Source organism: Nocardioides sp. Root240 (assembly GCF_001428825.1).
Lineage (GTDB): Bacteria > Actinomycetota > Actinomycetes > Propionibacteriales > Nocardioidaceae > Nocardioides.
In genome coordinates, this window is record NZ_LMIT01000010.1 from 671,633 (window position 1) to 694,128 (window position 22,496).

Sequence of the window (22,496 nt, forward strand, 5' to 3'; positions counted from 1 at the left end):
CGACACTAACCCGCGCGGGTTTCCGGCTCGTTGCGGGCCCACCGGTTGAGCCGGCGAGTCGTCAGGAGGGTGCGAGTCGCTGGCGCAGGCCGGTCGCACGTTGGGCCGTCGTCTCCACCGCTGCTCGTACGGCGGCGGCCGAGCCCACGACCGTGACGTGCTCCTCGGCACGGGTCACCGCGGTGTAGAACAGCTCGCGCGTCAGCAGCCGCGAGTCCGCGTCGGGGAGCAGCACCGCGATCCGCTCGGCCTGGCTGCCCTGGCTCTTGTGGATCGTCATCGCGTGCATCGTCTCGATCGCGCCGAGGCGGCCGGGCGCGAACGGGCGGGGCGCACCGGCACCGGCGATCCATGCACGGGCCCGGCCGGCGGCGTCGGGGACCACCACGCCGGTCTCGCCGTTGTAGACGTCGAGCGCGTAGTCGTTGGTGGTGACCAGCAGCGGCCGGCCGGCGTACCAGGCGGAGCCGAGCGGGGCGCCCAGCTCGGCGGCGAGCCACTGCTCGGCGTGCCGGTTCCACGCGCGGACGCCGTAGGGCCCCTCGCGGTGGGCGCAGAGCAGCCGGAACCGCTCGAGCGCGGCGAGGGCCTCGGGCGGTCCGGCGTCGACGGCGGCATTCCGTACGGCGAGTGCCGCGCCGGTCACCGGGCCGCGGAGCGCCTCCACCGGATTGTCGGTCTCGACGTAGTCGACCTCGTCGGTGCCGGCCCGCAGCACCTCGAGGACGCGGTCAGCGGCGTCCGGCCCGTCGTCACGCAGGGCGGCGGCGAGCGCCTTGATCTCCTCGGTGGAGCGGTGGTTCTCGGTCAGCGCGACGACGGGTGAGTCAGGGTGGCCGGCGAAGCCGGCGACCAGGTCGGAGAGCACCGCGCCGGCGCCGACCGAGGTGAGCTGGCGGGGGTCGCCCACGAGGACCAGCCGGGTCTCGGGACGGACCGCCTCGAGCAGCCGGGCCATCATGGTCAGGTCGACCATCGACGCCTCGTCCACCACGATCAGGTCGTGCTTGAGCCGGTTGGACCGGTCGTGGCGGAACCGGGTGGAGTTGTCGGGCCGCCACCCGAGCAGGCGGTGCAGGGTCATCGACTCGGGGATCGCGATCTGCCCGGCGCCGTCGCCCAGCGCGTCCAGCTCCGCCAGCTCCCGGGCCACGGCCTCCTGCAGCCGGGTCGCGGCCTTGCCGGTCGGAGCAGCCAGGGCGATCGACATCCGGCGGTCGTGGAGCGGGGCGAACTGGTCGGCCAGCGCCAGCACGATCCGGGCGACGGTGGTGGTCTTGCCGGTGCCGGGGCCGCCGGTGAGGACGGTCGTGCGGTGGCGGGCGGCGTGCTCGACGGCCGCGGCCTGCTCCCGGCTGAGGTGCTCGCCGCTGACCCGTTCGAGGGTCGCCGCGAGGACGGCCTCGTCGACCGGCGGCGGGCCGAGATGCCCCCGATGGCTGATCCGGCCGCCGAGGTCGTCGGCGACCTGCCGCTCGAGGCGGTGGTAGCGGTCGAGGTAGACCAGGCCGAGCTCGTGGTGGACGACGCCCTCGCGCAGCAGCGGCGACGCCGCGAGGGCGGCCGACCACTCCTCGAGGGCCGGCCAGGAGGCGTCGATGCCCAGGTCGGCGAGGTCGGGCAGCGCGTCGAGGTCGAGCCCGACGGAGCCGCCCCGGACCGAGCGGACGGCGAGCGCGACGGCCAGCCGGACCCGGTCGTCGGTCTCGCCGCCGAGGTCGGCAACCCGCTCGGCGACGCGGACGTCGGCCGCGTCGACCAGCCCCGCGGCGTTGAAGGTCGCGAGCAGGCCCGACGCACCGCGGGCGACGCGCGGGTCGTGCGGGGAGGTGGCCTCGAAGAGATCGGTCACGGCTTCATCCCGTCGAGGAGGTCCGACAGCTCGGTCACCAGCGCGGCCGGCGGGCGCCAGCTGAAGATGCCCGCGGGCGAGCCGTCGACGACCGGGGTGTCCGGTCCGCACATGCCGCGCAGGTAGAGGTAGGCGACGCCGCCGAAGTGGACCTCGGGGTCGTAGCCCGGCTGGCGCCAGCGCAGGAAACGGTGCAGCACGACGGCGTACAGCAGCGCCTGCAGCGGGTAGTCGGAGTGCCCCATCGCGTCGTGGAGCGCGGCGGTGTCGTAGGACGCGGCGGTGAGCGGCTCGTCCATCGGGCCGAGCCAGTTGGTCTTGTAGTCGACGATCACGTACCTCGGATCGCCGGTCTCGGAACGCACGCGGAGCACGACGTCGACCGAGCCGGTGAGGTAGCCACGCAGCACCTGGCCGCCGAGCAGCGGGTTGGCGAGCGACTCGGCGTACGCGCGGACCGGGTCGCCCTCGGGCAGGTGGCGGTGGAGCAGCGTGGCGATGTCGCCGAGCAGGACCGCCTCGTCGTGCGGGTCCCAGTCGTCGCCCCCGGCGAGCGGCAGCTCGAAGTCGAGCTCGCAGAGCCGGTCGCGACCACCCACGCGACGCAGCGTGGCGTCACCCATCAGCGGACCGAGCGGCGAGTCGAGCACCGCGACGAGGGCGTCGGCGAGCACCTCGGGATCGAGGTCGACCGGCCACCACGTCAGCTGGTCGTCGATGTGCGCGAGCAGCTCGGCGCGCAGGTCGGCGGCCGCGGGGTCGGCGTGCTCGAGGACGGCGTGGACCAGGGACCCGAAGGTGGCGCCGACGGGGAGGTCGGCCATCGGCGACGCGACGGTGGACGCGGGGCTCGGCTCGCGCGCCGCCCGCACCTCGACCACCGCGACGTCCTCGTCGTCCTTGACCCCGAGCTCGGGCTCGCTCGCGACCCCGGGCTGGCCGTGGGCGACGACGTCGACCTTGCTCAGCGCGGAGTACGACGTGCGCCGCCACTCCACGTCGACCGACCGCGTGAACGTGCGGGCTGCCAGGTCGGGCAGTTCGCGGGGGAGGAGCCCGCCGGCGTGGTCGGCGGGGACGGCCATCTCGGGCTGCGGGCCACCCCGGTCGCGCCACGCGCTGAACAGCGCGGTGGCGCTGTCCTCGTCGGGCAGGCCCGGGTTCGGCGGGACCGTGGGCTCGAGGCCCGCACTGCCGGGGAGGGGCCGACGCAGCAGCAGCCGGTGGAGCGGCGAGGCCTCGGCGTTGCGGGTCGGCGCCCACCAGGCAACGACCTGACTCTGCGCGCGGGTCAGGGCGACGTAGAGCAGGCGCAGCCACTCGCCGGCCTCCTCCTCGGCCCAGCGGCGGCAGTGGTCGCCCCACTCGGGACCCGAGCCGCCGACGTCGAGGCAGCGACGCCCGTCGGCGTCGTGGAAGAGCGGACGGGTCGGCTTGCCGACGTGGCGGTCGGCGAGCGCGGGCACGTAGACGACGGGGTACTGCAGGCCCTTGCTGGCGTGGATCGTCACCAGCTGGACGGCGGCCGCGTCGGAGTCGAGGCGGCGGGTCCGCTCGGCGCCGCGGCCGTCGCGGGCCTCGACGACCTGCTCGCGCAGCCAGGCCAGCAGCGCCACCGCGCCCATCTGCTCACGCTGGGCGACCTCGTGGAGCACCTCGCCGATGTGGCGGACGTCGGTCAGGGTCCGCTCGCCGCCGACGAGCGACAGCATCCGGGCGGGCATCCCGCCCGAGCTCGCCGCCTCGACGACCGCGGCGACACCGCGTCGGGCCAGCGCCTCCGACCACGACCTCAGCCGGTCGCCGAGGTCGTCGGTGAGGTCGTCGCCGCCCGCGTCGAGGCTCGCGGCGTCGTAGCCGAGGAAGCAGGTGAGCGCAGCCGCGTGGACGCGCGGGGTGCGGTGCGGCTGCTCGAGCGCCTCCAGCAGCGAGAGCCACTCGGCCGCGGCCGGCGTGGCGAACACGCTGCCGCCGCCCGCGATCACCGCAGGGACGCCGACAGCGAGCAGCGCCGCGCGGGCGGCCGCGAGGTCGGCATGGCGGTAGCAGATCACCGCGATGTCGCTGGGCTCGAGCGGGCGCCCCTCGAAGGTGGCGTCGCTGGTGACCAGCTCGCGGATGTCGTGGGCGAGGTCCTGGGCGACGTGCGGCCGGACCTTGCCGACCGGCAACGCCGAGGAGCCGCCCTTGCCGAAGGTCTCGCGGCGCACCACCCGGATCCGGAAGGGCGCCGGCCTCGGCGCCCCGACCAGCCGCGACTCCTGGTGGTGGGCCGTCACGTCGTGGACCACGATCTGCGGGTCGCCCAGCTCGGCGCCGCGCAGCAGCGCCTGGAATCCGTCGAGCAGGCCGGCATCGCTGCGCCGGTTGACACCGAGTGTCTGCTGGGTGGTGGCGGTCGCCGCCGCGGTGAGGTAGGTCGTGACGTCGCCCCCGCGGAAGGCGTAGATCGCCTGCTTGGGGTCGCCGATCAGCACCATCGTCGCGTGGCCACTGAACGCCCGGTCGAACACCTGCCACTGGACCGGGTCGGTGTCCTGGAACTCGTCGACCAGCACGATGCTCCAGCGCCCGCGCATCCGGGCCCGGGCGGGCGAGTCCTCGGCCTCGAGCGCGTCGGCGAGCTGGCTGAGCAGGTCGTCGTAGGACAGCACGCCGAGTCGGCGCTTGCGGCGCGTCATCTCCTTGCGCACCGCGGTGGCGAAGGACACCCGCCGACCCGCGGGGTGCTCGCGCGGCAGATCGGCCGGCTCGAGGCGGGCCTGCGGATCGTTGACCGCGGCCCGGGCGATGGCGAGGGCGTCGGCGTGCGAGAAGGCCGGGCCACCGCCGGTCCCGTGGGCGAAGGCGCGGAGGTAGAGGTCGTCGACGACCTCGACCAGCATGTCGTCGAGGTCCTCGACCAGGCGGGCGCGGGCGTCGGTGTCGCCGGCGACGCCGAGCGACTCCAGCACCAACGAGCAGAACTGGTGGATCGTCGCGATCGTCGCGGCGTCGAAGTCGGCCAGCGCCTGGACCACCCGGCGGTGGCGCAGCATCCGCTCGCCGGGCGAGCAGTCGACGAGCAGGGCGATGACCTCGCTCGCCTCCGCCGTGACGACGGCGTCCGGCGCGAGCGCCTCCTCGGCCTCGACCAGCTGGCGGCGTACCTGCTCGCGCAGCTCCTGCGAGGCCGCGCGGCCGAAGGTCACCACGAGGAGCTGCTCGAGCGGCACACCTTCCTCGGCGACGTAGCGGGTGACGAGGGCGCCGATGGTCCAGGTCTTGCCGGTCCCGGCGCTCGCCTCGAGCAGGGTCGTGCCGGTGGGCAGCGGGCCGCGGATGTCGAAGGGATTCACAGGGAAGCCACCTTCTCGGCGCCGGTGAGCAGGGGCTCCCAGAGCTGCCAGGCGAGCTCGGGCAGGCCGGCGTCGAGCAGTACGTCGACGGGCGCGTCCGGGCCCCAGATGCGGCGGTGCGCGGGCTCGTCGTCCTCGCCCTTGATGCCCCAGTCGTTGTAGGGATCGGTGGTCCACGCCTTCGCTGCGGCCTCGGCGGGGTCGATGTCCATGCCGTGCAGCTCCTTGGCGCGGGCGTCGGCCCAGGCGTGCGCGGTGTCGAGGGGCATCGGCAGCGGCCGGGCCAGCCCGGCGTCGTAGAGGTCGACGATCGAGCGCAGCCAGTCGTGGGCACGGTGGTCGAGCGGACCGACGAGCGAGCGCTGGGGACCGGCCTTCGCCCGCGCGACGGCGTGGCCGGTCCAGCTCTCGTCGGGGTGGGCCGCGCTCAGCGCCAGCACGTCGAGCCAGGAGGCGAGGCGCTGCTTGGGCTTGAGGCGGGAGTACGACAACGAGACGACCTGGTTGCCGTGGACCCGCGGCACCGTGCCGGTCAGCCGGCGTCCGCCCCCGAGGTCGACGTCGACGTCGATCGTGCGCGGGGTGCCCGTGCGCAGCGCGGCACTGCGCGTGAACAGGTCCTGGCACTCGCGCACGACCTTCTCCAGCTGGCCGCGGCCGAGGTCGAAGGGCGGCAGTGAGCCGCGCAGCTGCTCGGCGGTCATCACCGCCTGAGCAGTGGCGCCGGGATCGTCGGCCGCGAGCACCGCGCGCAGGAGGCGGTCGCCGATCTGCCAGACCTCGAGCCCGTTGAGCGTCACCGGGATCGCATCGGCGACCTGGTCGGGCTCGAACGGTGTCGCGACGTCGAGCCGGGTGCGCAGGAAGGTCCGCGCCGGCTTGTGCACGAACGCCACCAGCTCGGCCAGGGTCACGTCGCGCCGCGGCGCCGGGGGCAGGCCGCCGTCGAGGAAGGCCGGGACCGGTGTGCGCTCGCGGACCGACGCCCTCGCACCCGCCAGCGAGGCGCGGTCGAAGCTGAACGGCCCGTCGGTGCCGAGGTCGCCCGCACGGTGGTTGCGCACGTCGTAGGACTGCAGCGGGTGGCGGACCACCACGCTGTCGCGCACCGGACCGGAAGCCGTGCGGTCGAGCGCGTCGACCAGCTCCCCCAGGGGTACGGCGGGCGGCCGTTCCGCTCCGGTGTGCTCGGTCGCGCCGGTGTAGGTGATCACCAGCCGCTCACCAGCGGCGAGCACCGCGTCGAGCAGCAGCTGCCGGTCCTCGCCCCGCCGGTCGCGCTCGCCGACCAGCGGGCCGCGGGCGAGCACGTCGTCGCCGTCGATGCCGCTCGTGCGCGGGAAGACGCCGTCGTCGAGGCCGACCAGGCAGACCACGCGGTGCGGGACCGACCGCATCGGGACCATCGTGCTGACCGTGAGCATGCCGGTGCGGAAGTTGGCGCGCGTCGGCCGGCCGGCCAGGCGGGCCTGCAGGAGGGCACGCACGTCGGCCAACCGCAGGGGTACCTCGGGCGCGCTCTGCTCGGCACTCGCCCGGGCCCGGGCGAGCTCGCGCTCGAACTGCGGCAGCTGCCACGCGTCGTCGGCGTCGACCTCGCACAGGTCGCGCACCCCGTCGGCGACGGCCTCGAACCAGTCGCCCGCGGCCTGCGCGGTGTCGAGCGCGGCCAGGCAGTCCCCGAGGCGGGTGACGGCCTCGCTGAGCCGACCGACGAGCTCGATCTCGCCGCTCGCGATGTCGTCGACCGGCAGGCCGCGACCGAGGTTGCGGTGCTCGTCGCCGCTCATCGCGACGCCGAGCAGCAACCGGTCCAGGCCGGCGCTCCACGTGTTGTGGGGGAAGGCGTCCATCGCGTAGGCCGCGCGCTGGGTGCCGTCGATGCCCCACCGCACGCCCGCCTCCGCGACCCAGCGGGTGATCCGCGCGAGGTCGTCGTCGGCGAACCCGAACCGCCGCCGGCACACCGGCCGCGACAGCAGGTCGATCACCTGCGAGGCCGTGGCGCGACCGCCGGCCAGCTCGACGAGGGCGACGGCGACCGACAGCAGCGGGTTGGTGCTGCTGGTGGCCCGGTCGGCCAGCCGCACGCGGAGCCGGTGGGCGGGGTGCAGGGTGTCGTCGGAGCCGTCATCGGCGATCAGCTCACCGAGGCCGAAGCCCGCGGAGACCAGCGGCGCGAAGGTCTCGATGTCGGGGCACATCACCAGGATGTCGCGCGGCTCGAGGGTCGGGTCGTCCTCGAGCAGGCCGACCAGCACCTCGCGCAGCACGTCGACCTGGCGGGCGGCGCCGTGGCAGGCGTGCACCTGGACGCTGCGGTCGCGCGGGCCGAGCACGCGCCCGGCACGGACCGTCGCCGATGGCGCGGCATTGGCCCGCAGGTCGCCCTGCAGCCAGCCGAGCAGGGTGTCGGGGGCGTCCGGGTCGGGCGCGGCGCCGGCGTCGACCGCCTCCCCTGCCGCGATCCGCGCGCCGAGCACGGTCGCCAGCTCGCGGGCGTCGCGCCCGAGCGAGGCGAGCAGCGGGTGGGCAGCGACCTCGGCGTCGGCCTCGGAGCGCGGCCGGACCTCGGCCCCCGCAGCGCTCACGGCGTCCCAGAGGGCGGCCGAGGGCTGCGCCAGCCAGAGGTGGACGTCACGGTGCACGCCGAGCGCGGCCAGCAGGTCGATCTCGGTCTGCGGCAGCCGGGTGTGCCCGAACAGCGAGAGCCGGTCGGGCAGGTCGAGCCCGGCGAGCTCACCCTCGCGGAGCGCGCGGCAGACGCGGAGGTGCCGCTGGTCCGGCGCCTCGTCGTGGCCCGCCGCGGCCATCCGGGCGAGCAGCCGCCGCCACAGCTCGGCCTCCCACAGCAGGTCGTCGGCCAGCGGCGCACCGCAGCCGTCGGTGTCGCGGCCCTCGCGCCAGTCGGTGACGAGCGCGGGTCTCTGGACGGCGTACGACGAGAAGAGCTCCGCCAGCCGCCGCGCCACCGACCACCGGCGGCTCCGGCGCAGCTCGCCCTCGTCACCCGGCTGACCGTGGCCCAGGTGGGTCGCCAGGGTCGCGCACCAGGGCTCGCCGAGGCTCGCGTCGATCGTCGCCAGCAGCGGCCAGACCAGCCGGTCGGGGTGCCACGGGTCGTCGGCCGACCGGTCGAGCAGCAGTCCGACCAGCGACGCCGGCTGCAGGAAGTCGACGCCCGCGCAGACCCCGTCGCCCCCGCGCGGTCCGGTGCCGAGGTGGTGGGACAGGCGCTGGGTCAGCCACCGCTCCACGCCGCGCGCCGGCACCACGACGACCTCGCTGGCGAACGGGTCGTCGGGTGGGGTCGCCAGCAGCGCACCGAGCTCGTCGGCGAGGACGTCGGTACGGGCGGCGCGGTGCAGGTGGAGGGTCATGGCGGAGGCGACGTTAGTCGCGGGGTCCGACCGATTCGTCCCGGCCCAGTGCGGAGTTCATCGTGACCCTCCCCCGCTCGATCGCGTCCGCGATCGACGGCAGGTCGCCGCTCAGCCGGCTGATCTCCGGCGAGCCGAGCGGCGGGCGCACCTCGACCAGGGTGGCGATCGGCGCGGCGCTCGCCTCTGCGAGGTGGAGGTCGTCGGCGGTGTAGGTCTGGTGGCGGTCGACGTGGGCGCGGCCCGCCTTCCACCCGTGCCGCAGGAAGTACGGCGCCAGCAGGATCCGCTCCACCCGCGACGGCGGCGCGGCGTGCTGGTCGGCACGCCGGGTCCGCAGCACCAGTACATGGGTGGCGCCATCGGCGAGCGCCCGGCGGTAGGGCACGCCCTCGGAGAGGCCGCCGTCGACGTAGGTCCGGCCGCCGAGCCGCACCGGCCGACCGGCGAGCAGCGGCAGGCAGGAGGAGGCGCGCAGCGCGGTCTGCAGGCTGTCGCGGTCGGTGACGAAGGGCGCCAGGTCGACGCCGGTGCCGGTGCGGGCGTCGGTCGCCATCGGGTGGAAGCCGATCGGGTTGGCGAGGATCGCCTCGAAGTCCATCGGGGTGATCGACTCGTAGACGTGGTGCACCAGCCGGCGCAGGTCGACGACGGGACCGCCACGCAGCATCCGCCGCGGGTCGGTGATCCGGGCGGCCGCGACCTCGGGCCAGGCCCAGCTGCGCATCCACCGTTGCGCCTCGCCGGTCAGCAGCCAGGCGGCGTTGAGCGCGCCGCCGGACGTGCCGTAGACGTCGTCGAAGGCGTCGGTCAGGCCAGCCTCGTCGATCGCCAGCGCCATCCCGGCGGAGTACGCCGCCCGGTTGCCGCCGCCCTCGACGGCCAGCGCGATCCGGAGACCGTCGGTGCGCTCGCCCGGCCGGCTGCGGGCCTGCTTCCGGGCCTCCAGCGCGGCCAGCAGCGAGACCTCAGTCAAGGGAACGCACCACCCGGGCCGGGTTGCCGAGGGCGAGCACGCCGGCGGGCAGGTCCTTGGTCACCACCGCGCCCGCGCCGACCACCGTGTCCGCACCGATGGTGACGCCGGGACACACGATCACGCCGCCCCCGAGCCAGACGTTGTCGCCGATCGTGATCGGCTTCGCGGCCTCCCACTTGTCGCGGCGCGGCCCGGCCTCCAGCGGGTGGATCGGCGTCAGCAGCTGGACGTTCGGGCCGAGCTGCACGTCGTCGCCGATGGTGATGGCCGCGACGTCGAGCGCGACGAGGCCGAAGTTGGCGAAGCAGCGCGCACCGATCCGGATCTGGGTGCCGTAGTCGACGTGGAAGGGCGGACGGATCGCCGTGTCCTCGCCGATCGCGCCGAGCAGCTCGCGCAGCAGCGACGTGCGACGCTCCCGCTCGCGGACACCGGTCGCGTTGTAGGCCTCGGTCAGCTCCTGGGCACGGAGGTAGGCCTCGACCAGCTCGGGGTCGTCGGCGAGGTACATCTCGCCGGCGTCCATCCGCTCCCGCATGGTGCGGCCGTCGCTGCCGTCGGGCACGGTCACCCCTCCTTGTGGCGCATCCGGTTGCGCTGCTCGTGGGCGTCGTCGTCGGCCTCGTCGATCTTCGACTCCAGGGCGGCGCGCGCCTCGGGCTTCCCGTGGAAGCGGCGGTAGGAGTAGACGAGGAGGCCGAGCGCGATCAGCGACGACAGGATCAGGGTGACGCCCGTCCACGGACCGCCGACCAGCCACCACTTGTCTGCGACCGGCCACCACGACGGCACGTCGGGCTTGACGATCCAGAGCGCTCCGAAGCCGCCGAGCGCGAGCGCGCCGATGGTCGAGCCGACGATGCGCGGCCAGGTCTCGACGCCCTCGGCCGCCGCCCGAAGGGCCCGCAGCAGCACCGGGTCGAGCAGCCGCTCCGCCCACGTGTACTGCTGGGAGAGCACCGCCAGCCCGGCAGCCATCAGCAGCAGGCCGGGCCCGGGAAGCACCATCGCGGCGATGCCGGCGAGCAGCAGCGTCCATCCGACGATCTCCAGGAGCAGCCGCTTCGCGGCGCCGGTCACCGCCCGCCCCCGAACCGGTCGAGCCAGGCGAGGACGTCCTCGTCGGCGTTGCCGTGGGCGGCCGCGATCCGGGCCCACCGCTGGGCCATCGCGTGGAAGCGCAGCGGGTTGTAGACGTCTTCCTCGCGCGAGAACAGACCGTCGCCGGCGTAGGTCATGATCGTGATGTTGGGCTCGGTCAGCATCGTCCCGTCGCCGGGATCGGGCATCGGGTTGAGCACCTCGCAGACCAGCCGGCCCGCGTCGGCGTCGACGACCTGCCAGCTGATCGGGAAGCCCGTCATCACCCGTCCCGGGTACGACGTCATGGTCCGCACCGCCCACGCGCGGATCTCGTCGCGGCCGCGGAAGGTGCCCATCGCGTGCTCGACGTACTCCGCGTCGGGGGTGAACAGGTCGGCGTACCCGGTCCAGTCGCCGGTCGTCGCCATCACCGCGACCTTCTCGTGGAAGGCCGCGTAGGCGTCGGCGATCTCGCCCTCGGTGAAGGTCGCGGTGGGGGTACCGGTCATGGCGACGATCCAATCAGAGGTGGCCAACCAGCACTACGCTTCGGCCATGCCGACGACCACCGCTGCCCGGCGCAGCCCGTTCGGCTCGCGGCTGCTCGGCCCGCGCGACCAGTCCCCGCGGGGGCTGCGGATCCGGATCCAGCTGCTGCTGACCTTCCTGCTGATCATCACCAACGTGATCGGCGTCGTTCTGGTCTTCGCGATCAGCATCTGGGTCATCCCCTCGCCGCCGCCGACCGACGCGATGGTGGTCGCGCTGGCGATCGCGGTGCCGGTGTACGTCGCGGTCGCGGTCGCGGTCGGTACGGCGTGGGGCACCACCACCTCCCTGGGCGCGCTGCGCTGGGCGACCGACCCCACCGTCGACCCCGACCGGACCCAGCGCGAGCGCGCGCTGCGGGTGCCGTTCTGGCTCACCACCATGCAGCTGGTGCTGTGGACCACCGGGACCGTCCTGTTCACGGTGCTGAGCGTCGTGCTGCAGCCGAGCCGGGCACTGGGCACCGGCCTCACCGTCGGTATCACCACGGTGATCGTCGCCGGGGTGGCCTACCTGTTGACCGAGTTCGCCCTGCGTCCGGTGGCGGCGCGCGCCCTCAGCGACGTCCGCGTCACGGGTCGGCTGCGCGGCGCCGGCGTCGGCCCCCGGCAGGCGATCTTCTGGTGGCTCGGCACCGGCGCCCCGACCGTCGGGCTGCTGATCACCGCGATCCTCGCCCTGACCCCGCGCAACGACGCCACCTTGAACCAGCTCGCCGTCGTCACGATCGTCGTCTGCGGGGTCGTGCTGGTCTTCGGCTTCCTGCTCACCGACCTCAACGCCCGCTCGGTGGTCGCGCCGATCATCTCCGTGCGCGACGCGATGCGTGCCGTCGAGCGCGGCGACCTCGACACCGACGTCGTCGTCTACGACGGCACCGAGCTCGGCCAGCTGCAGAGCGGCTTCAACGACATGGTCTCCGGGCTCCAGGAGCGCGAGCAGATCCGCGACCTGTTCGGCCGGCACGTCGGCCAGGAGGTGGCCGCGGCCGCCGCCGCGCTGGGAGCAGGCGAGATCGAGCTCGGCGGCGAGACCCGCACCTGCTCGGTGCTCTTCGTCGACCTGGTCGGCTCCACGACGTACGCCACCGAGCACGGCCCGACCCAGGTCGTCGCCGTGCTCAACCGGTTCTTCGGCGTCGTCGTCGACGAGGTCGACCGCCACCACGGCCTGGTCAACAAGTTCATCGGCGACGCGGTCCTCGCCATCTTCGGCGCCCCCGTCGAGCACGCCGACCACGCGTCAGCGGCGCTCGAGGCGGCGCGCGCGATGGCGGCCCGACTGGCCGTCGAGGTGCCCGAGGTCGGTGCCGGCATCGGCGTCGCGACCGGACAGGTGGTCGCCGGCAACGTCGGCCACGAGCAGCGCTACGAGTACACCGTCATCGGCGACGCCGTGAACTCCGCCGCCCGGCTCACCGACCTCGCCAAGGACGTCCCCGGCTGCGTGCTCGCGGCCTGGGACTCGGTCGAGGCGGCGCGAGCCGACGGGTCCCCGGAGGCGGAGCACTGGGTGGAGCACGGGGAGACCACGCTGCGGGGGCGGACGACGACGACCCGGCTGGCCGTCCCGCGCTTGTAACTCGGTGTTCGGGTGCACTACCACGGTCTCCTGACCGGTCAGGAGACCGTGGAGGTATCCCCGAACACCGAGTTACAAGCTGCTCAGGCCAGCGCGTCGAGCGACCGCGCCACCCGCTGCAGGAGCCCGGGGTCGATCTCGGGCATGACCTCGACGAGCTGGGCGTCGCGCTGCAGGACGGCGAGTCCGTGCACGGTCGCCCAACCGACGGTCGCCAGCTCCTCGGTCGGTACGGCGGTGCCCCACCCCTCCGCCTGGGCGGTGGCGATGATCTGCACGAGGAGCTCGCGGTGGAGGCGGCGTACGTCGACCAGGCGGGGGTCGTCGACGTGCAGCAGCTCGGGCCGGAACATCACGTCGAACATCGTGGGGTGGCGCATCGCGAAGGCGACGTACGCCGCCCCGGAGGCCGCGACCTGGGAGCCGGACGCGATGCCCTCGGTGCCGACGGCCTCGATCGCGGCGACCGTCTCCTCGAGCAACAGCTCGAAGCCCTCGACGGCGAGCGCGGTGAACAACCCGGCGCGGTCGTCGAAGTGGTGCGCGGTGGCCTGGTGGGAGACGCCGACCCGTCGGGCGATGCCGCGCAGGCTCGCCTTCGCGGGGCCGCTGGTCGCGATCTCCTGCTCGGCGGCGCGGAGCAGGCGCTGGCGGAGGTCGGCCTGTCTCATGCCTGCGATTGTGCCGGAACCGCCTCCGGGACGGCCCCCGGCGCAGGCTTCTGCGGCCACCAGAGCCGCGGACCGAGCAGCGTCGCGAGCGCCGGGACCAGCAGCGAGCGGACGACGAAGGTGTCGAGCAGCAGGCCGACGGCGATGGTGAAGCCGACCTGGCCGATCGTGGTGACCCGGCCGGCGAGCAGCGCCATCATGCTGACCGCGAAGATCACGCCGGCCGAGGTGATCACGCCGCCGGTCGCCGCGGTCGCCCGCGCGATGCCGGACGCCGAGCCGTCGGGCGCCTCCTCGTGCATGCGCTTGGTCAGCAGCAGGTTGTAGTCGGCGCCGACCGCCACGAGGATCACGAACGCGATCGCGGCCACGGTCCAGTCGAGCTGGATGCCCAGGCCGTACTGCCAGACCAGCACGGACAGGCCGATCGCGGCGCCGTACGACAGCACCACCGTGGCCATCAGCGCGAACGCCGCGACCGGGCTGCGCAGCAGCAGGAGCAGGACGAGGAAGACCGCGACCAGGGCGCCGGTGGCGATCACCTCGAGGTCGGAGACCGAGTAATGGCGCAGGTCGTTGTTGGTCGCGGCCATGCCCGTCACCGAGACGGTCGCGTCCTCGAGCCGGGTGCCGTTGAACGAGGTGTCGATGATGTCGAGCACCTCCTGCGAGCGCTCGGCCGCGGCCGGCCCGAAGGCGTCGGTGCTGCCGAGGACCGCGATCCGCGCGGTGCGCCCGTCGTCGGAGACGAACAGCCGGCTGGCGGTCGCGAAGGACTCGTTCGCGAGCGCGGTCGGCGGCAGGTAGAAGCCGCCCGCGCCGGGGTCGCCGGCCTCACGGCTGGTCGTCCGCAGGTGCCGTACGGCGGCCGCGAGCCCCTCCTCGAACTCGGGCAGCGAGGCGGCGACCTCGTCGGTCCCGCCGCGGAGCTGGTCGGCCCCGCTCGCGAGCTGGTCGGCCCCGCCGGACAGCTCTCCCAACTTGTCGGCGAAGGTGCGTTGTCCCGCGGCGAGCTGCTCGGTGCCGCCGCGGGCCTGCGCCAGTCCGTCACGCAGCTGGCGCAGCCCGGCGCGGAGGTCGCCGGTGCCGGCGGCGAGGGAGCGCGCCCCCCGCGCGGCCTCCCGCAGGCCCGGGAGCAGCTGGTCGCGCTCGGCCTCCCAGATCTGCTTGAGGCCGGCCCGGGCCCGGCGGCACGCCGGGTCGAGGCCGCACGTCAGCGACTTGGTGGCCAAGGCGTCGTACACGAGGCCGAGGCTGTCGACCGCGACCTGCACCTGGTCGGCCGCCGTGGTCAGGCCGTCGGCGAGGTCGGCCGCACCGCCGCGCAGCCCGCCGGCCCCGGCGACGGCCGCGTCGGCGCCGTCGAGGAGCGTGGTCATGCCGTCCGAGAGGCGGGTGCTGGCAGCGGCGATCCGGTCCGCTCCGTCGACCGCCTGGCCGGCACCGTCGGCGAGCTGGGCCGCGCCGTCGTCGAGCTGGCCGGCTCCGTCCGCGAGCTGCTGCGCACCGCCCGAGCCCTGGGCGACCTTGCGCCGCGCCTTTCCGAGCTGGTCGCCGACGACCCCGGACTGGTAGGCGAGGGATGCCTGCGTGATCGGCTCGCCGGTCGGCCGGGTCACGGTCCGGACCAGGGCGACGCCCTCGTGCTGCTCGGCGGCAGCGGCGGCACGCTCGATGACGGCGAGGTCCCTGGTGTTGCGGAGGTCGTGGTCGGCCTGGATGACGACGTAGTCGGGCAGCACCTCGTTGACCGGGAAGTGCCGGGCGAGGAGCTCGTAGCCCTGGTTGCTCTCCGCGGTGTCCGGCAGCGGGTCGCGGATGTCGTACGACAGGTCGGTCAGCGGGAAGAGCGCGGCCAGCGCGGCGAGCGGGAGCAGGGACGCGGTGAGCATCCGGACCGGGTGGGCGGCGACGAGGCCGGCGATCCGCTGCCACGCACCAGCAGCCCTGGACGCACGCGGCTCGGCCCAGCCGCGGCGGCCGGCGAGCGCGAGGAGCGCGGGGGTGAGGGTCAGGCTGAGCACCAGGTTGACGGCGATGCTGACCGCGACCGCCGGACCGGTGGTGTTGAAGAAGCCGAGGTCGGCGAACACCATGCACAGCGTCGCGAGCACCACCGTGACCGCGGAGCCGGCGATCACACCGCCCACGCGGGTCGCGGCGATCGCCGCCGCCCGCGTCGGCTCGACGCCGAGCCGGCGCTGCTCGTGGTAGCGCGCGACCAGGAAGACGGCGTAGTCCGTGCCGGCCCCGAGCACGATCGCGGTGAGGAAGGAGCCGCTGAACGTGGAGACCGCGAAGAAGTCCTGCATGCCGCACCACGCGACGACCGCACGGCCGACGCCGAGGCCGAGCCCGACGACACCGAGCACGATGAGCGGCACCGCGACCGCGCGGTAGATCAGGAACAGGATGAGCGCGATCAGCCCGATGGTCACGACCGTGATCCGCACGACGCTGTGCTCGGTCTCGGTCGTGAGGTCGACGACCGTCGCGGTCGGGCCGGTGACCTCCACGGTCAGCCCGTCCGGCGCGTGGTCCCGCGCGATCTCGCGGACCGCGGTCACCTGCCGCATCGACGCCGGCGCACCCGTCGCGCCGGTGATGCCGACGAGCAGGTAGCGCGCCTGGCCGTCGGTGCTGGTGAGCGCCTTGCGCAGCTCGGGGCGCCGGATGTCCTGGACGAACACGACGTCGTCCTTGTCCCTGCCGAGCTCGTCGACCAGCGACTCGGCGTAGGTCCGGTCCTTCGCCGTGAGCCCGGCGGTGCGCTCCATCGCGACGACGATGAAGCTCTCCGCACCGCCGTTGCCGAACGCCTCGTCCATCGCCTTGACCGCGACCATCGAGGGCGCGTCGTCGGGCACCATCGGCGAGGAGTCCTGGCCGGCGATCACCTCCAGCTGCGGCACGGCCACGTTCATCACGACCGTGAAGGCCAGCCAGGCACCCACGACCCACGCTGCCCGTCGTACGACGAAGCGGGCGTAGCGCGCCACCTTGCTGCCGGTGTCCCCGCCGGCGTCACTGCTCATCACAGCAAACTAGAACCGGTTCCTTGCCACTGGCAAGGAACTGTGGCGCGGGCCACGCCGGACTTGTAACTCGGTGTTCGCAGGTTCTGCCACGGACTCGTGACCGGTCAGGAGTCCGTGGCAGTACTCCGCAACACCGAGTTACAAGCCTCGGCTGGAACCGTGTGGCAGGCTCACGCCGTGACCGAGGAGAACGCCGTCGACCCCACCTTCCAGCCGGACGCGATCGTCGTGGGGGCCGGCCTCGCCGGGCTCGTGGCGACCTACGAGGCGACCCGTGCCGGCAAGAAGGTGCTCGTCCTCGACCAGGAGAACCGCGCCAACCTCGGCGGCCAGGCGTTCTGGTCCCTCGGCGGCCTGTTCTTCGTCGACTCCCCCGAGCAGCGCCGGATGGGCATCAAGGACTCCCCCGAGCTCGCGTGGCAGGACTGGCAGGGCTCGGCCGGCTTCGACCGGCTCGGCGAGGACCCCGACGACGAGGGCCCCGACCGGGGCGAGGACCACTGGGGCAGCCGGTGGGCCAGGGCCTACGTCGACTTCGCGGCAGGAGAGAAGCGCGACTACCTGCGCGGTCTGGGCCTCAAGTCGCTCACCTTCGTCGGCTGGGCCGAGCGCGGCGACGGCTCCGCCAGCGGCCACGGCAACTCGGTCCCCCGCTTCCACCTGACCTGGGGCACCGGCCCCGAGGTCGTGCGCGTCTTCCTCGAGCCGGTGGAGGCGGCGGAGGCCGCCGGGCTGGTGCGCTTCGCCTTCCGGCACCAGGTCGACGAGCTGGTCGTCGAGGACGGCGTGTGCGTCGGCGTGAGCGGCTCGGTGCTGGCGCCCTCCGACCTGCCCCGCGGGGAGAAGTCGTCGCGCGAGGTGGTCTCCTCCTTCTCCCACCGGGCTCCCGCGGTGGTGGTGAGCTCGGGCGGCATCGGCCACAACTTCGAGCTGATGCGCGCCAACTGGCCCACCGAACGGGTCGGACCCGCGCCGGAGCACATGATCGCCGGCGTACCCGCGCACGTGGACGGACGCATGCTCGCCATCTCCGAGGCCGCCGGCGCGAACCTGGTCAACAAGGACCGGATGTGGGCCTACGTCGAGGGGATCCACAACTGGGACCCGGTCTGGCCCGACCACGCCATCCGCATCCTGCCCGGGCCGTCGTCGATGTGGTTCGACGCCGACGGCCACCGACTGACCGGCATGTCCGGCGTCCCCGGCGCGGACTCGATCGGCTCGATGAAGCAGATCCTCGCCACGGGCGCGGACTACTCGTGGTTCGTGCTGACCCAGTCGATCATCGAGAAGGAGTTCGCCCTCTCCGGCTCGGAGCAGAACCCCGACTGGACCGAGAAGGACATCAAGATGATGCTCAAGGAGCGGCTCGGCAAGGGCGCCACCAGCCCGGTCGAGGCGTTCAAGGAGCACGGCTCCGACTTCGTGGTGGCGACCTCGTTCGACGAGCTGGTGGCGGGGATGAACACGATCGCGCGTGGCGGGCGGGTGCTCGACGCCGGCCTGCTCCGCAAGCAGATCGAGGACCGCGACCGCCAGGTCGACAACCCGTTCTGCAAGGACGCCCAGGTGATGGCGATTCACAACGGCCGCAAGGACCGCACCGGCAAGATCATGCGCGTCGCCAAGCCCCACAAGATCCTCGACCCCGCGCACGGCCCGCTGATCGCCGTACGGCTGAACATCCTGAGCCGCAAGACCCTCGGCGGCATCGAGACCGACCTCGACAGCCGGGTCGTGCAGGCCGACGGATCGGTCCTCCCCGGGTTGTACGCCGCCGGCGAGGTCGCCGGCTTCGGCGGCGGCGGGGTGCACGGCTACAACGCGCTCGAGGGCACCTTCCTCGGCGGCTGCATCTTCTCGGGACGGGCCGCGGGGCGGGCGATCGCGGCCGGCTGAGGCGGTCGAGTGAGTTTCACCGGCCGGCCGGTGAAACTCATGCTTGGACGATGAAGCTTCGTCGTCCAAGCATGAGTTTCGTCGTCCACCCCCCCCGAGGTCAGCGTGCCGGGAGCGCCGGGTCGACCAGGATCTTCGCGTGCCGCTCGGGGTCCGCGAGGTCGGTGAACGCGCCCGCCACCCCGTCCAGCCCGACCGTCCCGGTGATCAGCGGCCGGACGTCGACCTTGCCCGACGCGATCCACTGCAGCGTCTGGTGGAACTCGCTCGGGTCGTAGGCGAAGGCGAAGCGGAGGTCGACCTCCTTGTTGATCGCCATCGACGGGCGGAACGAGTCCTGCCCCATGCACACGCCGACCACGACGACCCGGGTCAGCAGCGGCGCGTTGGCGACGACGTGCTCGATCATGCCGGGGACGCCGACGCACTCGAACACCACCGGCCCGCGCGGCGTCGCGCCCAGCTTGTCGGCGGCCCGCATCACGTGCGCCCACGGCAGCAGGGGGACGGCGCGCAGCTTGTCCATCGCGTCGATGCCGAGCTCGGCGAGCGCGATCGCCTCGGTGAGGTAGCGCTTCGACTCGGCGAAGGAGGCCCACGGGGAGTCGACGGCGGGGTCGACGACGACGTCGGCACCCATCTGCTCGGCGAGGGTACGACGCCCCGGCGAGAAGTCGCTCGCGATGACATGCCGTACGCCGGTGGCCTTGAGCATCGCGATGACCGCGAGGCCGATCGGGCCGCAGCCGATCACCACGGCGGTGTCGCGGGCCCCGACCTCCCCCCGTCGTACGGCGTGCAGGGCGACCGCCATCGGCTCGGTGAGCGCGGCGGCGTCGGCGTCGAGGGCGTCGGGGACGCGCATGGTCATCGAGGCGGTGACGAGCACCTGCTCGGCGTACCCGCCGGAGGCCTGCTCGCTCAGGCCGGTCAGGTGCACCGAGTCGCCGGCCTTGAGGACCGGCAGCGCCACGACCCGGCTGCCGACGGGGAACTGGCGGCGCGAGGTGCGCGAGCCGTGGTCGAGGACGGTGCCGACGAACTCGTGGCCCATCACGACGTGGTCGGTGGAGCGCATGAAGGCGTCGTACCCGAGCTCGGCGACGTCGGCCGCGGTCTCGTCGCAGTGGGTCCGCGCGTGCAGGTCGGAGCCGCAGATCCCGCACCTCTCCACGGAGAGGAGGAGCTGGCCCGCGGACGGGGTCAGGTCGGGCAGGTCCTGGACGGTGAGCTCGGCCTGGTGGCAGACGACGGCGCGCATGGTCCGCAGCCTAGGGCCCAAAAAGCGCAGTGCCCCGACTCTTTGAGCCGGGGCACTGCGAAGGATCAGGCGTTGTCGAGCGCCTGGGCGACGCGGCGGTGCGCCTCCCAGATCTCCTCGGGCAGGCCGTCGAACTGGGCGAGGTGCTTCTCGCGGAAGCCCATCTCCTGCTGCCAGCGCGGGATGTCGATCGAGAGCAGCGTGTCGAGGTCGGCCAGGGCCTGCTCGTCGAGGCCCTCGAGGTTGAGCTCCTCGCGCTTCGGGAGCACGCCGACGGGCGTCTCGACACCCTCGACCTCGCCGTTGAGGAACTCCATCAGCCAGTTGAGCGGACGGAGGTTCTCGCGGTAGCCGGGCCACAGGAAGCGGCCGTCCTCGCCGCGCTGGAACCAGTTGACGTGCGCGAAGATCGGCTTGGTCGTCGCACGGCCGATGACCTCGAGCCAGTGCGCGGCGTAGTCGGCCTCGGAGTACGACATGAACGGACGCATCGACATCGGGTCGTAGCGGAGCACGCCCTCGAGGCCGTCGGCCGCGGCGGTCGCCTCGGCACCCAGCGTGAGGCCGTCGTAGACGCCCTCGGCGACGTCGCGGATCGCGCGGATCAGCGGCTCGCGGTCACGGGTGCGACCACCGAAGATGATGCCGTGGATCTCGACGCCCTTCGGGTCCTCGAAGTCCTTCGCCACGTTCGGGACGTTGGCCAGCGTGGTGGTGAAGCGGCTGTTCGGGTGCGCCCACGGGTCGTCGGCGTTCTCCGGGGCCCGGTCGGCGATGACGTCGCCCTTCCAGTCCTCCCAGCCGTCGAGGTCGGTCGGCTTGTCGCTCTTGCCCTCCCACCAGACCTCCTGGGTCTTGGTGTTGTACGCGACGTTGGTGAAGATCGCGCCGGTGCCCGGGACGATCGAGTCGATCGCGGTCGGGTTGGTCTTCTCGTTGGTGTCCTTGGCGACACCGAAGACACCGTTCTCCGGGTTCATGCCGTAGAGCTTGCCGTCGTCGCCGACCCAGATCCACGCGATGTCGTCACCGTAGAACTCGACGTAGTAGCGGTCACCGAGGGCGTCGGGAGCCAGCGTCATCGCGAGGTTCGTCTTGCCCGAGGCCGACGGGAAGCCACCGCAGATGTTGTACTTCTTGCCGGTCTGCTTGTCGGTGATGCCGAGCAGCATGAACTGCTCCACGAGGAAGCCGTTCTTCCAGCCGTCGTAGGCACCCTGGCGCAGGCCGTGGGCGATCTTGCCGAGCAGCGCGTTGCCGCCGTAGGACGATCCGAAGTGCAGGATCGTGCGCTCGTCGGCGACGGTCACGAAGTAGCGCTTGTCGTCCGGGGTGCCCTGGCCGAGGTTCTCCAGGTCGCCGGTGACGTGCACGGCCTTGACGAAGGAGTCGCCCAGGTCGTTGATGTACTCGACGCCGACCCGCGCCATGCGGATCATCTGGAGCACGACGTTGCGGTTGTCGGTCAGCTCGACACCAGCGGCGAACTTCTCCACCGGGGAGCCCTGCGGCGACATGAGGTAGGGGATGACGTACATCGTCTTGCCCACGGAGGCGCCGGTCATCAGCTCGACGAGCTTCGGCTTCATCTCCGCGGCGGGCTTCCAGTTGTTGTAGATGCCCTTGTCGGCCTCGTTGGAGGTCGCGACGATGGTGCGCTCCTCGGCGCGCGCGGTGTCCTTGAAGTAGGACCGCGAGTAGTAGAGACCCTCGCCGGCGGGCAGCAGCTCTCCCGCGTCCAGGGACTCCTGGACGAGGCGCGCGTCGTCGGCCGCGGACACGACCTCGATGCGCTCGGCACCCGTGATGTTGGCCCAGTGTGCGACGTACTCACGGACGTGGGGGTTGGTGAGACCCGCCTCGTCGAGCGTCCGCTCCACATCAACCATTTGCTTCGCCAGCCTTTCGGTCCTTGGTAAAAGGTGTGGGCACGCTACCCCACAGCCCACCCGGGAATTTCCGGGGTTCGAATCACTAGATCCGTGGACACCGTCGTCCGCGTGACAGTCACCATGACACCCGTTTTGAGTTGACGCACATCGGCGCCACCCCCCGAGATCACGCCGCTCCGGGGGCCCGGTTCGTTGGATCGATCAAAGAATTGCGCTGCCGTGGAGCCGGAGATTTTACTTTCGCCGCTACTGACACGGGGTGCGCTCGTCTGCGATCCTTGCTCACGCCGCCGCAGGTGACCCGAGACACTTGCGGCGGCTCTCACGTTTTCCGACGCCCCTCGCAGCGCAGGCTCAGCCGCGGTACGCCGGGGCGCGGCGACTCGGAGCCGGCTCCGCGCTCGCGAGCAGCGGCAGCACCCGGGGCGCGATCAGCACCGACAGCACCATCACGCTCGTCGAGCGCACCACCGACGAGGACTGGTCGATCCGGACCAGGGTGGCCTGCAGCTCGGGGTGCGAACGGGTCGCGACGCGGCACAGCACGTCGTACGAGCCGGTGGTGACGTAGGCCTCGAGGACCTGGGGGATCGCGGCCAGGTCGCGGGTCACCTCGTCGAGCGCCCCCTGCGAGATCTCCAGGGTCACGTAGGCCTGCACCTCGTAGCCCGCGGCCGCGACGTCGAGGGTCGGGTCCCAGTCGGCGATGACCCCGGCCTCGACCAGCCGCCGCAGCCGGCTCTGCACCGTCGCTCGGGCGACCTGCGTGACCCGCGAGAGCTCCAGGTCGCCTGCTCGGGGGTGCTCGGTGAGGGCGGTGAGCAGGGCGATGTCGACCTGGTCGAGGGTGAGCGGACCGTCCATGTCTCGATGCTAGTCAATCCGGCCAGTTGATCGGCGTACCAACTAGGCAGAACTGGCCGTTCTGCCTACCTCGAGATGGACAGGTTGTGCGGCCCCGGCCGCTCCTGTT

General features: G+C 73.0%; 14 protein-coding genes. 2 read left to right on the top strand and 12 right to left on the bottom strand.

Annotation, left to right across the window (positions count from 1 at the left end):
• Positions 1-61: 61 nt before the first annotated feature.
• From recD to ASE20_RS13170, 7 genes are read right to left on the bottom strand one after another with little or no spacing between them, the layout of a single operon-like run.
• Positions 62-1,852 carry an exodeoxyribonuclease V subunit alpha gene (recD, locus tag ASE20_RS13140; RefSeq protein ID WP_056894971.1) on the bottom strand — a complete coding sequence of 597 codons (1,791 nt, stop codon included), beginning with the start codon at positions 1,850-1,852 and terminating at the stop codon, positions 62-64.
• Positions 1,849-5,190, bottom strand: a complete 3,342-nt coding sequence (locus tag ASE20_RS13145; RefSeq protein ID WP_056894972.1) for a UvrD-helicase domain-containing protein — start codon at positions 5,188-5,190, stop codon at positions 1,849-1,851. Before ASE20_RS13145 ends, recD begins: the two co-directional genes overlap by 4 nt.
• Complete coding sequence (gene recC / locus ASE20_RS13150; protein ID WP_056894973.1) at positions 5,187-8,570, bottom strand: exodeoxyribonuclease V subunit gamma; 3,384 nt, start codon at positions 8,568-8,570, stop codon at positions 5,187-5,189. The genes ASE20_RS13145 and recC overlap by 4 nt, the downstream gene beginning before the upstream one ends.
• A 13-nt stretch (positions 8,571-8,583) precedes the next feature.
• Positions 8,584-9,546: a patatin family protein gene (locus ASE20_RS13155; protein ID WP_082612362.1), complete on the bottom strand. Its 963-nt coding sequence runs from the start codon at positions 9,544-9,546 to the stop codon at positions 8,584-8,586.
• Positions 9,539-10,120 (bottom strand): sugar O-acetyltransferase, encoded by a 582-nt coding sequence (locus tag ASE20_RS13160; RefSeq protein WP_235538815.1) that lies wholly within the window; start codon positions 10,118-10,120, stop codon positions 9,539-9,541. The genes ASE20_RS13155 and ASE20_RS13160 overlap by 8 nt, the downstream gene beginning before the upstream one ends.
• Positions 10,117-10,629 carry a PGPGW domain-containing protein gene (locus ASE20_RS13165; RefSeq protein ID WP_056894974.1) on the bottom strand — a complete coding sequence of 171 codons (513 nt, stop codon included), beginning with the start codon at positions 10,627-10,629 and terminating at the stop codon, positions 10,117-10,119. The genes ASE20_RS13160 and ASE20_RS13165 overlap by 4 nt, the downstream gene beginning before the upstream one ends.
• Entirely contained in the window at positions 10,626-11,141 is a 516-nt protein-coding gene (locus tag ASE20_RS13170) for a nuclear transport factor 2 family protein (protein WP_056894975.1), read from the bottom strand. The genes ASE20_RS13165 and ASE20_RS13170 overlap by 4 nt, the downstream gene beginning before the upstream one ends.
• Positions 11,142-11,187: 46 nt before the next feature.
• Between ASE20_RS13170 and ASE20_RS13175 the strand changes: the two genes are divergently transcribed.
• Positions 11,188-12,762 (top strand): adenylate/guanylate cyclase domain-containing protein, encoded by a 1,575-nt coding sequence (locus ASE20_RS13175; protein ID WP_056895198.1) that lies wholly within the window; start codon positions 11,188-11,190, stop codon positions 12,760-12,762.
• 83 nt (positions 12,763-12,845) lie between these two features.
• On the opposite strand, the gene ASE20_RS13180 is transcribed toward ASE20_RS13175, so the two are convergent.
• A complete protein-coding gene (locus ASE20_RS13180; protein WP_056894976.1) occupies positions 12,846-13,433 on the bottom strand; it encodes a TetR/AcrR family transcriptional regulator in 588 nt (195 codons plus the stop codon).
• A complete protein-coding gene (locus ASE20_RS13185) occupies positions 13,430-16,468 on the bottom strand; it encodes an MMPL family transporter (protein WP_056894977.1) in 3,039 nt (1,012 codons plus the stop codon). The genes ASE20_RS13180 and ASE20_RS13185 overlap by 4 nt, the downstream gene beginning before the upstream one ends.
• A gap of 180 nt (positions 16,469-16,648) precedes the next feature.
• On the opposite strand from ASE20_RS13185, the gene ASE20_RS13190 reads away from it, so the two are divergent.
• Positions 16,649-18,370, top strand: coding sequence for an FAD-binding dehydrogenase (locus ASE20_RS13190; protein ID WP_056894978.1), 1,722 nt, complete (start codon positions 16,649-16,651; stop codon positions 18,368-18,370).
• 100 nt (positions 18,371-18,470) lie between these two features.
• Here ASE20_RS13190 and ASE20_RS13195 read toward each other — a convergent pair whose 3' ends face one another.
• From ASE20_RS13195 to ASE20_RS13205, 3 genes are all read right to left on the bottom strand, one after another.
• Positions 18,471-19,631: a zinc-binding dehydrogenase gene (locus ASE20_RS13195; protein ID WP_056894979.1), complete on the bottom strand. Its 1,161-nt coding sequence runs from the start codon at positions 19,629-19,631 to the stop codon at positions 18,471-18,473.
• 65 nt (positions 19,632-19,696) lie between these two features.
• Complete coding sequence (locus ASE20_RS13200) at positions 19,697-21,520, bottom strand: phosphoenolpyruvate carboxykinase (GTP) (protein WP_056894980.1); 1,824 nt, start codon at positions 21,518-21,520, stop codon at positions 19,697-19,699.
• Between the two features lie 357 nt (positions 21,521-21,877).
• A complete protein-coding gene (locus ASE20_RS13205) occupies positions 21,878-22,387 on the bottom strand; it encodes an Lrp/AsnC family transcriptional regulator (protein WP_056894981.1) in 510 nt (169 codons plus the stop codon).
• Positions 22,388-22,496 lie beyond the last annotated feature (109 nt).

What these genes read in the sequence shown, in the direction of transcription:
- ASE20_RS13195 (WP_056894979.1), bottom strand. Translation starts at nt 19,631, where the DNA reads ATGCGCGCCGTCGTCTGCCACCAGGCCGAGCTCACCGTCCAGGACCTG.
- ASE20_RS13170 (WP_056894975.1), bottom strand. Translation starts at nt 11,141, where the DNA reads ATGACCGGTACCCCCACCGCGACCTTCACCGAGGGCGAGATCGCCGAC.
- ASE20_RS13175 (WP_056895198.1), top strand. Translation starts at nt 11,188, where the DNA reads ATGCCGACGACCACCGCTGCCCGGCGCAGCCCGTTCGGCTCGCGGCTG.
- ASE20_RS13180 (WP_056894976.1), bottom strand. Translation starts at nt 13,433, where the DNA reads ATGAGACAGGCCGACCTCCGCCAGCGCCTGCTCCGCGCCGCCGAGCAG.
- ASE20_RS13185 (WP_056894977.1), bottom strand. Translation starts at nt 16,468, where the DNA reads ATGAGCAGTGACGCCGGCGGGGACACCGGCAGCAAGGTGGCGCGCTAC.
- ASE20_RS13205 (WP_056894981.1), bottom strand. Translation starts at nt 22,387, where the DNA reads ATGGACGGTCCGCTCACCCTCGACCAGGTCGACATCGCCCTGCTCACC.
- ASE20_RS13200 (WP_056894980.1), bottom strand. Translation starts at nt 21,520, where the DNA reads ATGGTTGATGTGGAGCGGACGCTCGACGAGGCGGGTCTCACCAACCCC.
- recC (WP_056894973.1), bottom strand. Translation starts at nt 8,570, where the DNA reads ATGACCCTCCACCTGCACCGCGCCGCCCGTACCGACGTCCTCGCCGAC.